Here is a 12,453-nt window from a genome sequence, read left to right as displayed (position 1 = left end):
CAACCTCGTCCGGTTAGAAGGGTAGCTGGTCCTGGGCATCGATCAGGTAGGGAAGGTCCTCCCGATAGTTGCCGAGATTTTCGAGAACAAATTCAACGCGTCGGTTCATGGCCCGGTGTTCGGGTGAATCGTTGGGGACGACCGGCTGCATCGACCCGTATCCCACCGCGGACATGCGTTCCAGCGGCATCAACTTGCGTTTGGCCATGAATTTCAAAACATTGACAGCGCGCTGTACCGAGATATCCCAGTTGCTTACGGCGGCGTGCCGGCTGGGGATGTCATCCGTATGACCTTCGATCCGCAGGCTCATCGGCAGGGGCCGGACCAGTTCGGAAATTTTCTGCAGGATCACTTCGGCTTCCGGCTTGACCCTGGTCTGACCGGGATCGAACAGGATGGCGCTGTTGACCCGCAGCACGACAGCGCCGCGATCCTTGACCAGTTCGATTTCACGGTCGATCCGCAATCGCTGCAGGTGGGCCAGGACCCGCTTGTAGACCCGGCTCACCAGGTCGTCGTAAACCGGTGCGACATCGATGATGCGCGGCTTGGTGACCTCGGCCTTGTCCGATGAACCCAGCACGCCGAATGCCCCGCGCAGGGAGCCGGCGGCATCCATGAACTTCATCTTGTCGAGGCGTGCCATCGACAGCAGCAGCACGAAAAAGGTCAGCAACAGGGTGACCATGTCACTGAAGGTGACCATCCATGCCGGTGCTCCGGCTTCCGCTTTTTTTTGTTTTCTGGCCATGGGTTATCAGTTGTTGAAGTTGCTTTCGCGCAGTTTCGGGGCAATGAAGGCATGCAGCTTCTGTTCGATGATGCGCGGGTTCTCGCCCTTGAGAATCAGCTTCAGTCCTTCCGCGATCAGTGATTTGTCGAGGACTTCGGTCGCCGAACGGCCCTTCAGTTTGCCGCTGATCGGCATGCAGAAGACGTTGGCGATAATGGCGCCGTAGAAGGTGGTCAGCAGGGCGACCGCCATCGCCGGTCCGATGGAGGATGGGTCGCTGAGAGACTGGAGCATCTGCACCAGGCCGATCAGGGTGCCGATCATGCCCATGGCCGGGGCGTAGGTGCCCATGGCGATGAAAATATCCGCTCCCTTGTCATGACGTTCCTGGATGTAGTCGATCTCCCGGTCGAGCAGTTCCTTGAGGGTGTCCGGCTCCTGGCCGTCGACCGCCATCTGCAGTCCTTTTTCCAGGAACGGGTCGCTGATGTTGTTGAGCACCGACTGCAGCGAGAGAACGCCCTCCTTGCGTGCCTTGCCGGCGTACTCGACCATGGTTTTGACCCGTTCCTTGGGGTCGACCGATTTGTGCAGGATCGCTTTTTTGAAGACACTGATCGAACTGAACACATCACCGAAGGGAAAGTGCACCAGCACCGTCCCGACAGTTCCACCGACAACGATCATGACCGACGGGATGTCGATAAAAATACCGATGTTGCCGCCGCTCGACATGGCGGCGAACATCAGGCCGAAGGCGGCGAGAATTCCGAGAATGGTTGACAGGTCCATGTTGCCCTCAAGAATTTCTGACGGTTTTCAACGTAACAACAAACGAACTGCAGTGGTGCCATATCAAAAGACATGCCACCCACCTGGGGTTGATTTTTTGACAACACCATCACGTTGTAAACAGCTGATAAAACAGGCAGTTATGAAATTTATTTTCTGCGGAAAACAGGACGGGCCGACAACCGGAAAGGTTGTCGGCCCGCAACGGGGTCATGATTTTGACCCGAAGAGTAAGCCCGAAAGGCTGCTAGCGCTTCAGGTTGATCAGGTCATTGAGCATTTCATCGGTGGTGGTGATGATTTTCGAGTTGGCCTGGAATCCGCGCTGGGTGGTGATCATTTTCACGAACTCCTGCGCCAGGTCGACATTCGACTGCTCCAGGGAATTGGTAAAGATCTTGCCGACCCCGGAACCGACAGTCCCGATAATCGGCGGGCCGGATGAGTCGCTGGCTTCAAAAAGATTGTTGCCCGCCTTGCTCAGTCCGCCGGGGTTGGAAAATTTTGAAAGGGCGATCTGGGCCAGTTTGCGCGGCTGCCCGTTACTGAAGTTGCCGATGATGTATCCGTCATTGTCGATGTTGAGTTTAACCAGGGTGCCGGTGCCGAAACCATCCTGCTCCTGGGCGACAACCACCGAGTCGCTCGAATACTGGGTGGTCTGGAAATCAATGTTGATCTGCTGGTTCTGGGCCGCCGAGTTGCCCCAGGTCAGGGCTCCGGCGGTGGTTGTACCGACCGTGGGAGTGACCAGGTTGCCGGAGGTGTCGAACTGCAGGGTGCCGGTTCCGACCTGCTGCAGGGTGCCCGGGGTGCCGCCGAGTTCACCGGCATCCATGGTGGCATACCAGCCCCATTGCAGTGGATTGGTGGCCGGATCAAGTTTGGTGAAATAGGTGGTCAGCAGGTGGGTCTGGCCGAGAGAGTCGAAGACCCGAATCGACGCGGCGTAGTTCGATGTGGTTGCCGGATTGTTGATGTCGAAGGGACCGACGTAAGGGGAATTGGCATTGAGGTTGGTGTTCAGGGTGACCATCGCCGTCTGGTTGGCGGGACTGAAGGAGCGGGTGTTGGCCTTGATGTCGGTCAGGTCGCCGACGGTATTGCCCTGGTCATCGAGGATATAGCCCTGAACATTGTAGCCCTCGGGATTGATCAGGTAGCCGTCCGCGTCGAAACGGAAAGCACCGGCCCTGGTGAAGCGCAGCTCGCCGGTACTCGGGTCGGTGACCATGAAGAATCCCGGCCCCTCGATCGCCAGGTCGGAATTGAGTTCGGTGTTCTCGAAGGTTCCCTGGCTGAAGATGTTGTCAACCACCGACATGCCCGAGCCGCGGCCGATCTGTGATTGCCCGCCGGAGCCGGAAATGGTGCTGGACAGCAGGTCGGCAAAAATCGACCGGCTCGATTTGAAACCGATGGTGTTGCTGTTGGCGATGTTGTTGCCGATGACGCTCATGGCGTTGCCGTTGGTTGTCAGGCCGGAAACACCACTGAAGAGACTGCTTGCGATTCCCATGTTTTGTTCCTCCGTGGGGCCGCGTCTGTCGGTCGGCGGCCCACGAACCTCCTCGCGTGAGGACCGGTTCGGTTGGGGCGGTCAGGCGATGACCGCGCTGTCGATGTTGGTGAAGACATTCTCCCGCAGGCTGCCGCGGTCACTGACCGTGACGACCGTGTTGTTGGGGACGCTGACCACCAGCGCCAGGTTGTCGAGCAGCACCAGCGAGTCACGGCCGCCCTTGTCGGCAACTTTCCGCATCGCCTGCTGCAGGCGTTGCGATTGTTCCCCGCTGATCCGCAGGCCGCGTTGCTGCAGTCTTTGATCGGCATGACGGGAGAATCTGACGCTTTGCCCCGCCATGCGGTCCTGAAGCAGGGATTCGAACCGTGTGGCGTTGATCCCGGTATTCTTCCCGGCTCCGGTTGTCGGGAGGGACGTCGGTCGGCCGATCGGTGTCGGCATGATGGTGATCGGGCTGCTCATGGCGAGCCTCCGTTGACATTCAGCAGTTTGCTCATCAGGAAACTGCCGTTTCCGGTGACCACACTGCTGCCTGAGGGATCGAGATCAACGCCGGAAACCGTACCGCGAACCAGGGGGACGGTTTCAATGGTCCTGTCTTCGCTGTCCAGGGCGTTGACCGCCAACCGGTAGCTTCCCTTCGGAACGGTGACACCATTGTCGGCGGTGCCGTCCCAGGAGAGGAAATGTTCGCCGACCAGTTTGCTCGGCGGTGCCAGGGTGGCGACCGTGTTGTTGTTGGCGTCGAGGATATGGACCGTGACCCGGGCCGCCGAATCGGGCAGGCGGTAGCCGAGTTCGACCGGTGCGCCCTCGAATTTCAACAGGTCGGTTTGTGCCGTGACTTCGCGTCCGATCAGACCGAGCGCTGACAGGCGTTCCATGTCCCCGCTCAGGGATGTGAGCTTCTGCATCGATTCATTCATGTTGAACATCTGCTCAAGCGAACTGAACTGAGCCAGTTGAGCGGTGAACTCGGTGGCATCAGCCGGGTTGAGCGGATCCTGGTTCTGCAGCTGGGCGACCAGGAGCTGGAGGAAGTCCTCCTTGCCCAGGGCCTGACTGGCGATATTGCCGGTAGCGGCAGCCAGGTTCGGCTGACTGCCGATGCCGTTGATGGTTGCCATTGCTGCTCCTTTCCACGCGGATCAGATCCGCAGGCTGAGACCTTGACCATGACGGTAAGGTCGGTTCGGTTCGACTGTCGTCTCCAACTCCTGCGGCAGCCCGGGTTGTCGGTAGGGCTGATGCGGAGTGGGGGCACGATGCTGCTGGAACTGTCCGGCAAACTGCTGTTGCCAGTTCCCGGTCTGGCTGTGTCCGGAATCGACACTGACCTGCAGCGATTCGATGTGCAGTCCCTGTTGTTCCAGGGCGTCACGCAGACGGGGAAGATTGCGTTCCAGCACTCCCTGCACCTGGCTGTTCTGGGCGTGGATCTCCGCCCTGACGCGGTCATGATGAACGCTCAGGTCGAGTTTGACTTCACCGAGTTCAGCCGGATGCAGCCGCAGGCTGGCATGACCGGACTTTCCGTTGCGGCTGCCCTGGATGTGGCCGGCAACCTGTTCATAAATGGCCTTTTCCTCGACAACGTGTCCGGACGGCAGGCTGATTGTTGCCGTGGGAGGCCGTGCCGACGGTGTGACCGGTTGGGGCGCCTGTCGGTGCAGGTTGAATCCCGGCTGCAGATGTGAGGCCTCGATGCGCGGCTGATCGGTTGCCTGATCGCCCGGATCACGGCTCTGGTTCTGCAGAAGATCACCGAACGGGTTGTTGCTCCCCTCGGCGGCCGGCTGGAGCTGCTGGACTCCGGTGAGCCAGGTTTCAGAACGCGGTGGCGTCGCTGGAGCGGTTGACGTCTCCTTCCGTTGGGGGCTGGATTCGGCAAGTTTGCCGAGCAATTTGCCGAAACGTGGATCCCCGGGTTCAACGGCCCCGGTCTGCGTCGGGATCACGGGTTCGATGGTCTGCGGTACCGGTTGAAGAGCCTTGACCGGGTCGAGGGGCGGTCCGTTTGACGCCTGCTGCAGCTTCCCGGGCTGTGGCTGCTCCGGGAAAGCCCGCGCCGGGGTTGTCGTCGGCAGAGGCTTTTCGAGCGGCAGCCCGAGCTGTTTGAAACCGGTGGTTTCCTCGGCCTTGACAATCTGTACCGGTTCAGGAGCGATGCCGGGTTCTTCTGTTGTCGGCAGCTGTGGTTCTGCCACCTGTCCGGATGGGACCGCAACGTTCGGAACTCCGCCGACCGGTTGCAGTCTCTGCAGCAGGCCCTGTTGCGGCAGCCTGCGAATCGCCAGCTGCATCTCCTCGGGCAGCTGCGCGATAAGATCCTGCGGCAACTGCGGCATGGCCTGTCCACCCTGTCCCCGACCTGCCAGCAGGGCGAGAAACTGGCCGTCGTCGAGCATCCTGGTCAGATCTTCCTTCTGCAGTTGACCGGTCAGGGTCCCCAGCAACTGTTCGAATTCGGTCCCCGGTTGCGGGGCGGCAGCGGCTGTTTCCATGCCCGGTGCCGTCGGGAGTGCGGCATTGATGTTGAGTAACGGAATGGCTTCCATGGTATTCACCTCCTTTCTGTGCGACCCTGATGCCGTGGGCGTCTCACCCCGGTGCGGGTCTGGGATATCCCGTCCGTGACGGGCTATGGTCAACCACCTTGAATCAATCCTGTTTCAGGGTGGAATAAGCCTTGGTATAGTGAAGGGCGTACTGCGGATCCATCTGGCTGATGATTTTGCTGCGGATTTTGGTCTTGATCTGGCTCATGATCGCCAGCGACAGATCCCAGTCCATTTTGCCGAGCAGTTCGGCCGCCTTGGCCTTGTCCATCTTTTCATACATCTGGCTCAGGGCCTTGATACGCTCGTTTTCGGCCTGTTTCTTTTCCTTGAGCAGGTCCGCGATCTGTTTGCGCAGTTTCTGCATCTCCTCCAGTCGTCGATCAAGTTCGATCGCCAGGCTGGATAACTTCTCTTCCTTCAACTGCAGGGCTTTTTCCTTTTCGGCAAAGCGTTTTTTTCGCTCTTCGATCGCCGCCAGCAACCGGCGTTCCTCGACACTGGCAATCCCGTCAGCCTCGGGCGGCAGGGCTGCCGCCACGGGTCGTGGAACCAGGCAGAGTGCCAGCAGCAGGAGAAAGCAGAGCTGTTTCATGCCAGTCCTCCCTGTCGTTCGCGCAGTGCGATCTCGTCAAGACTGAGGTTCTCCCGATGCAGGTTTTCCCGTCGGGTCTGAACGGCCTGTTTCTGTTTCAGTTTTTCCACCATCCGTCGGTCCTGGCAGCTGCGCATCAGTTCTTCCCGGCACCTGCAGACCTCGGTATTCGACTGTTCGAATTCCTTCTCCAGGCTGCGCAGCTGCTGTTCTGAATAACGGATGTGGGAACGGTAGAGATTCAGGTCGGCCATTGACAGCCCCTGCCGCTTGCGATTTTCGAAATCGCTGGTCAGGTAGTCGAGTTCGGCCCGTTGGCGGGCCAGCTGCGCCATCAGGTCCCCCTGGCGCGTCAGGGCGCGAGCCAGCACCTGCTGGGCTTCGCGTTCGATGATCTGCCGGTAGTTCAGCACCGATTGAAGTTTGAAGGCCTTACCCATGATTTAATCCTTTCAGCTGTACGCCGGTGGCGGTGGAGCTGTCTGCATCGTTGGCGCTGCAGTCGTTGCCGGTTGCAGCGGCGGGGTCGGTTGCGGCGGCGCCTGAGGTTTGTCGGCAGCCAGATCCCGCAGTGCGTTGATGGTCGACTGCAGGTCGGCCTGGTCTTTGATCCCCTGGCGGAGGAAGCGGTTGACCGCTTCGATCTTGGCGATGGCGTGGTCGATTTTCGGGTTGCTGCCGGCGGCGTAGGCGCCGATGTTGATCAGGTCTTCAGCTTCACGATGGGTCGCCAGAATCTCTCTGATGTGTCCTGCCGCCCGGATCTGCTCTTCTTCGACGATTTCGCGCATGACCCTGCTCGCGGAGGCCAGGATATCGATGGCCGGATAATGGTTGCGGGCGGCCAGGTCCCGCGACAGGACGATATGTCCGTCGAGAATCGAGCGTACCGAGTCGGCCACCGGTTCATTCATGTCATCGCCCTCGACGAGGACCGTGTAGAGCCCGGTAATGCTGCCTTTGCCTTTGAAACTTCCGGCTCTCTCCAGAAGTTTCGGCAGGGTGGCGAAAACGGACGGCGTGTAGCCCTTGGTGGTCGGCGGTTCACCGATGGCCAGTCCGACTTCGCGCATGCCCATGGCGAACCGGGTCACCGAATCCATCATCAGCAGAACATTTTTTCCTTCGCGGCAGAAATATTCGGCAATGGTTGTTGCCACAAAGGCCCCGCGCATGCGCAGCAGCGGAGATTGATCCGAAGTCGCGACCACCACCACGGAACGCGCCAGACCCTCCGGCCCGAGATCGCTTTCGATGAACTCCCGTACTTCGCGGCCCCGTTCCCCGATCAGGGCTATGACGTTGACATCGGCGCGGGTCTGTTTGGCCATCATTCCGAGCAGGACGCTCTTGCCGACCCCGGAACCGGCCATGATGCCCATCCGCTGTCCGATGCCGCAGGTCAACAGCCCGTTGATGGCGCGGACGCCGAGATCGAGCGGCCGGTCGATTTTCTTGCGCTCCAGGGGGCCGGTGGGGAGGGCGTAAATCGGCATTTCCCGGTCGCAGCGTTGCAGGGCCGTACCGTCAAGAGGTTGGCCCATGGCGTCGACGACACGGCCGAGAAGACCCGGGCCAACCGGCAGGGAAGCGCTGTCACGACAGACCCGGATCAGGCTTCCCGGTCCCATGCCGCGCAGTTCTCCGAGGGGCATCAGCAGGGCCCGGTTGCCGCGGAACCCGACCACTTCGGCGCTGACCGGAGCGCCGCCGTTCAACGGCTCGATCTGGCACAGGGTGCCGACCGCGGCGGTGGGGCAGAATCCTTCGACCACCAGTCCGACGATCTGGGTAACCTTGCCGCAGACGCGCATTGGGTTGAACCCTTCGATTTGCGCTACCAGGCGTTCCATCAGGATTTCTCTATGGCCCCGAGCAGGGTTTTGCGCACTTCTTCAAGCTGGCCGTCGATGGTCGCGTCAACCTGCCCGAGATCTGATTCGACCAGGCAACCGCCGGAGGCGATCGATTCGTCAGCCTTGAATACGATGTTTTCCAGCCCCTTGATGCTGGCCAGAAAAAGCGGTTTGCGTTCTTCAACCAGGGCCAGGTCCTTCGGGTTGACCTTGACCTGGAAACTGTCGGACTCAACCGCCGCCTGCAGGGCCATGTCGATGGTCGACAGGACGATTTCCGGGTCGACGGTCACTTCGCGGTGAATGACCTGCCGGGCGATGGTCAGGACCAGGCGCAGCATGTCGCGGCTGCTGTTGTTGAGAATGGATTCACGCAGCCGGCTGATTTCTTCGAGACCTTTGGCCAGGGCGTTGGCGGCCTGTTCGAAACGTTCCTCGGCTTCCCTGATTCCCGCCTGCCGGCCGCGGGTGAAGGCTTCTTCACTGCTGGCGGTTGCCGCCGGCTGCTCAAATCCGCCCAACTCCGCTCCCGCGGGCATGCCCGGTGAAACGGACCCGAAGTCGGCGAAATGAACCTGCTGCAGGTTGGCGAATTCCTGTGCTCGATGCACTTTAGACAAGGACATCACCACCTCCGCGGCCGGCAATGACGATCTGACCTTCTTCTTCGAGCTTCAGGGCGATATCGACAATGGTCTGTTGCATGGTCTCCACTTCCGAAAGCCGAACCGGACCCATGGCCTCAAGATCTTCTTCGATCATCGAAGCGGCCCGTTCGGAGATATTGGCAAAAATCTTGTCCTTGACGCCGTCTGAGCAACTCTTCAGAGCCATGGTCAGCTGGTCGTTGTTGACTTCCCGCAGGATGGTCTGCAGGGCCCGGTTATCCAGTTCTCCCAGGTCTTCGAAGGTGAACATGCGGCGTTTGATTTCTTCTGCGAGTTCGGTGTCTTCCTCGTCGATGCTGTCGAGAATGTCCCGGTCCAGTCCACCTTCCATGCGGCCAAGAATCTCCACCACCTTGTCGATGCCGCCGACCTGCTGCTGATCTCCTTCATTGACGACGCCGATTTCCCGCTGCAGGGCCTCCTCGATCTGGGCGATGACCTCGTGGGAGACCTTGTCGATGCGGGCGATGCGGTACATGATGTCGGCCCGCAGTTCTTCGGGAAGAAAGCTGACCACGCGGCTGGTATGCTCCGGTTTCTGGGTCGACAGGATCAGGGCGACGGTCTGCGGATGTTCCGACTGCAGCAGGCTCGCGACCATGCGCGGCTGCATCAGCGAGATCGTTTCCAGGGGGCGTTCGTCGGCGGTGTTTTCCACCTGTTCGATCAGGTTGTTGACCCGGCCCGGGTCGCCTGCCGAAGCGATCGCCTTACGGACGAATTCGCGCCCCTGGACAAAGAGGCCGGTGTATTCGGCCGAATCCTTTTTGAAGGCCTCGATTACATCCTTGGCCAGGGGGGCGGAGACGTGGCTGATGTTCATCATGCAGCGGCTGATGATGCGGACATCGTCATCCGGCAACTCCTCGAACACCTTGGTGGTGGTTTCCTCGCCGAGGCAGAGCAGCAGCACGGCGGCTTTTTCGACCCCGGTCAGCTTGGAAAAACTTTTGTCGCCGACCATCATGTCAATTCTCCTGCAGCCAGGCTTTGACCACCTGGGTCGGCGAGGATTCGGAATTCATCAGCTGGCGCCGCAGGCGTTCGGCCGGATCCTTGGCGGCAAGCAGCCGATTTTCTCCACCTTCGATCATCTCCTGTTCCAACTCCTGAACGGTTTTGTATTGCGCAACCGGACCGCTGCCGCCCCGCAGGCTGCGGATCATCGGCCGTACCAGAACCAGGTAGGCGATGAGGAAGGCGATGCTCAGCAGGGCGTACTTGATCAGGGGCATAAATACATTGATGTGGTCGAGGGGACTGCTTTCGGGAATCGGCTCGGTCAGAATGTCGGTTTCGAAGGGCATCGAGGTGACACTGATCACGTCACCGCGGTCCTGGTTGATGCCGAGGGCGCTGCGTACCATCTTTTCAATGGCCGCCAGCTCCTTGGCATCACGGGGTTCAAAGCTGGTTTCGCCGCCTTCGCCGGTCACTTGGCGATCCGCGACCAGAACGGCGACGGAAAGGTTCTTCAGTTTGCCCACCGGTTCCACCAGCTTGTTGACAATTTTGCTGACCTCATAATTGGTGATTTCATCGGTCCGACTCGATGGCGTGGTGCTGGTAACGGGCTGGGCGCCGTCGAGCGTACCCTGAACGCCGGCAACGCCGCCGGTGGTTTCGCTCGCGCCTTTTTCTTCGGTCACATGCTCGCTGACCACGGCGGTTTTCTGGGGGTCGTAAATCTCCTCAAGCCGTTCATGTTTGCTGAAATCGATGCTTGCCGTGACCTGGACCAGGGAGTTGCCGGCACCGAGGGCCCGATCAAGCAGTGATTGCGCCCGGCGTTCAAGGCGCTGTTCAATGTTCGCCTGGTGAGAGAGCATCGCCGGTGAGGTGCCGTCTTCACCGACGTCGGCGGCCGGCTTAGAGAGGATTTTTCCGCTGGCGTCGACGATTGTCACCTGTTCCGGTTCAAGGCCTTCGACGCTGCCGGCGACCAGGTGAACGATGCCGCTGATCTGGGACTGGCTCAGTCGGCGGCCATTGGTCAGCTTGACAATGATCGAAGCGGATGGCTGCTGCTGTTCCGACTTGAACAGCCGTCGTTCGGGCAGGGCCAGGTGGACCCTGGCTCCGGCCACCGGTGCCAGGGAGGAGATGGTTCGGGCCAGTTCTCCCTGCAGGGCACGGCGATAATTGACCTTCTGCACAAAATCGGTCATGCCGAAGCTCTGCTTGTCGAAAATCTCGAAGCCGACGCCACCGCCCTGGGGGAGTCCCGCTCCGGCGAGCTGCAGGCGGCTTTCGTGGACTTTGTCCGCCGGGACATAAATGGCCTGCCCGTCATTTTTCAACTCATAGGGAATCTTGTGGTCCTTCAGCCAATCGACCACCGCAGACGCATCACTGCCGTCGAGATTGGCAAACAGCAGGCTGTAATCGGCGACCCGTGCCTGGATAATGATGACGGCGAAGAAGATCAGGCAGAGCAGGGCGACGCCGACCAGGCTCAATTTGCGCGACGTGGGCCAGTTCTGCAGCAGGTTGGTGTTGGTTGTCTCGGTCGTGGTTTCAGCCATGGGTCAAAACTCTCCGTTTCATCGCAAGTTGAACAGTTCACCTGAATGAGACAGCGGTTTCAGGTCAAACCTGCATGCGCATGATTTCCTGGTAGGCTTCGATCACCTTGTTGCGCATCTGAACCAGCAGACGCATCGAAATGTCGGCCTGAGCCATGCTCAGCATGACGTCCGGCAGGCTGGCATCCTGGCCGCTCTGCAGCTTTTTGATGCCGTCATTGGCTTTGGCCTGGATCTTGTTGACATCGTTCAGGGCCTTGCCGAGGGCGCCGCCGAATTCTTCTGCCGGGTTTTTTGTCGCGGATCCGCCCGGGGTCAGTTTCGGCAGCAATTGACTCTGCAGCGATATTTTTTCCATGACTTATCCTCAACGTCCTATTTCAAGGGCTTTCAAGGCCATCCGCTTGGCCGCCTTGATGACATTGGCATTGGCCTCATAGGCCTTGGTGGCGCTCATCATGTCGGTCATTTCCTCCACCGGGTTGATGTCCGGTTTGGCGACATAGCCGTCACTGTCGGCATCCGGATGCCCCGGTTCGAAAACGCGTCGCGGCATACGGTTGCTCTCGACGATGGCCGGAACCCGCACCCCCTGTACCCCTTTACGGGTCTCCTGATCGAGGCGGTCGCCGAAATCAAGTCTGGTACTCTGAAAGACGACATTTTTCTTCCGATAGGGCCCGCCCTCAGGGGTGCGCGTGGTTTCGATGTTGGCCAGGTTGGAACTGATAACGTTCAACCGGATCCGTTGCGCCTTGAGAGCGGACGCGCTGATTTTCATGGTGTCAAAGATGTTCATGACTATCTCCCATCCTGGGCTACGTACTTGAGCAGGGCGAGTTTCTTGTTCAGCATCTGCACCGCCGCTTCATAAAGAATCTGGTTCTCCGACAGCTTGATCATTTCCTGGTCAACATTGACCGCCCCATTTTCGGTGACCACCTCACCGGTCAAGCCGGAGAGGGTGCCGTCTGCGGAGAGATGCTCGGGACAGGTCGCTTTCTGGTTCATACCGCCGGATACCGCCCGTGCCAGGCTTTTCTCGAATTCGAGACGACGCGGCCGGTATCCGGGGGTATCCGCGTTGGCGATATTGCTGGCAATGACCTGCTGACTTTTCTGCCGCAGCTCGATAACTTTTCTGAGCATCTGCATACTGGTATCGAAAATTACCGGTTCGGCCATCGGTGTCCCTCTT

Annotated in this window: 15 protein-coding genes; all 15 read right to left on the bottom strand. The window is 59.7% G+C overall.

The features are described 5' to 3' along the window. Positions 1–13 precede the first annotated feature (13 nt). The 15 genes from C2E25_RS03585 to flgB all read right to left on the bottom strand — a co-directional run bounded on the left by C2E25_RS03585 (position 14) and on the right by flgB (position 12,440). Positions 14–754: a flagellar motor protein MotB gene (locus C2E25_RS03585; RefSeq protein ID WP_085008689.1), complete on the bottom strand. Its 741-nt coding sequence runs from the start codon at positions 752–754 to the stop codon at positions 14–16. Positions 755–760: 6 nt separating this feature from the next. Beyond that, positions 761–1,528, bottom strand: a complete 768-nt coding sequence (locus C2E25_RS03580; protein ID WP_103114421.1) for a motility protein A — start codon at positions 1,526–1,528, stop codon at positions 761–763. A 247-nt stretch (positions 1,529–1,775) separates the two neighbouring features. Next, positions 1,776–3,047, bottom strand: a complete 1,272-nt coding sequence (locus C2E25_RS03575; protein WP_103114420.1) for a flagellar hook protein FlgE — start codon at positions 3,045–3,047, stop codon at positions 1,776–1,778. An 81-nt stretch (positions 3,048–3,128) separates the two neighbouring features. After that, positions 3,129–3,515: a TIGR02530 family flagellar biosynthesis protein gene (locus C2E25_RS03570; protein ID WP_103114419.1), complete on the bottom strand. Its 387-nt coding sequence runs from the start codon at positions 3,513–3,515 to the stop codon at positions 3,129–3,131. Further along, on the bottom strand, positions 3,512–4,180 hold the full coding sequence (locus C2E25_RS03565; protein WP_103114418.1) for a flagellar hook assembly protein FlgD: 669 nt from the start codon (positions 4,178–4,180) through the stop codon (positions 3,512–3,514). The genes C2E25_RS03570 and C2E25_RS03565 overlap by 4 nt, the downstream gene beginning before the upstream one ends. Before the next feature lie 21 nt (positions 4,181–4,201). Continuing rightward, entirely contained in the window at positions 4,202–5,611 is a 1,410-nt protein-coding gene (locus C2E25_RS03560) for a flagellar hook-length control protein FliK (RefSeq protein ID WP_103114417.1), read from the bottom strand. Between the two features lie 103 nt (positions 5,612–5,714). After that, complete coding sequence (locus C2E25_RS03555; RefSeq protein ID WP_103114416.1) at positions 5,715–6,206, bottom strand: MotE family protein; 492 nt, start codon at positions 6,204–6,206, stop codon at positions 5,715–5,717. Beyond that, the gene (fliJ, locus tag C2E25_RS03550) at positions 6,203–6,646 is read right to left on the bottom strand and encodes a flagellar export protein FliJ (protein ID WP_103114415.1); all 444 of its coding nucleotides are present in this window, start codon (positions 6,644–6,646) and stop codon (positions 6,203–6,205) included. Before fliJ ends, C2E25_RS03555 begins: the two co-directional genes overlap by 4 nt. A gap of 12 nt (positions 6,647–6,658) precedes the next feature. Next, positions 6,659–8,059 (bottom strand): FliI/YscN family ATPase, encoded by a 1,401-nt coding sequence (locus tag C2E25_RS03545; RefSeq protein ID WP_103114414.1) that lies wholly within the window; start codon positions 8,057–8,059, stop codon positions 6,659–6,661. Beyond that, positions 8,059–8,688: a flagellar assembly protein FliH gene (locus tag C2E25_RS03540; RefSeq protein WP_103114413.1), complete on the bottom strand. Its 630-nt coding sequence runs from the start codon at positions 8,686–8,688 to the stop codon at positions 8,059–8,061. The genes C2E25_RS03545 and C2E25_RS03540 overlap by 1 nt, the downstream gene beginning before the upstream one ends. Then, the gene (gene fliG, locus C2E25_RS03535) at positions 8,675–9,697 is read right to left on the bottom strand and encodes a flagellar motor switch protein FliG (protein WP_103114412.1); all 1,023 of its coding nucleotides are present in this window, start codon (positions 9,695–9,697) and stop codon (positions 8,675–8,677) included. Before fliG ends, C2E25_RS03540 begins: the two co-directional genes overlap by 14 nt. A gap of 1 nt (position 9,698) precedes the next feature. Then, positions 9,699–11,255 (bottom strand): flagellar basal-body MS-ring/collar protein FliF, encoded by a 1,557-nt coding sequence (gene fliF, locus C2E25_RS03530; RefSeq protein ID WP_103114411.1) that lies wholly within the window; start codon positions 11,253–11,255, stop codon positions 9,699–9,701. A 64-nt stretch (positions 11,256–11,319) separates the two neighbouring features. After that, positions 11,320–11,613, bottom strand: a complete 294-nt coding sequence (gene fliE / locus C2E25_RS03525) for a flagellar hook-basal body complex protein FliE (protein ID WP_103114410.1) — start codon at positions 11,611–11,613, stop codon at positions 11,320–11,322. 9 nt (positions 11,614–11,622) lie between these two features. After that, entirely contained in the window at positions 11,623–12,054 is a 432-nt protein-coding gene (flgC, locus tag C2E25_RS03520; protein WP_103114409.1) for a flagellar basal body rod protein FlgC, read from the bottom strand. A 2-nt stretch (positions 12,055–12,056) separates the two neighbouring features. Beyond that, positions 12,057–12,440, bottom strand: a complete 384-nt coding sequence (flgB, locus tag C2E25_RS03515) for a flagellar basal body rod protein FlgB (RefSeq protein WP_103114408.1) — start codon at positions 12,438–12,440, stop codon at positions 12,057–12,059. Between the last annotated feature and the right edge of the window lie 13 nt (positions 12,441–12,453).

This window comes from Geothermobacter hydrogeniphilus, from assembly GCF_002898515.1.
Taxonomy (GTDB): Bacteria; Desulfobacterota; Desulfuromonadia; order Desulfuromonadales; family Geothermobacteraceae; genus Geothermobacter_A.
This window is presented reverse-complemented; position numbering and strand designations above follow the sequence as displayed.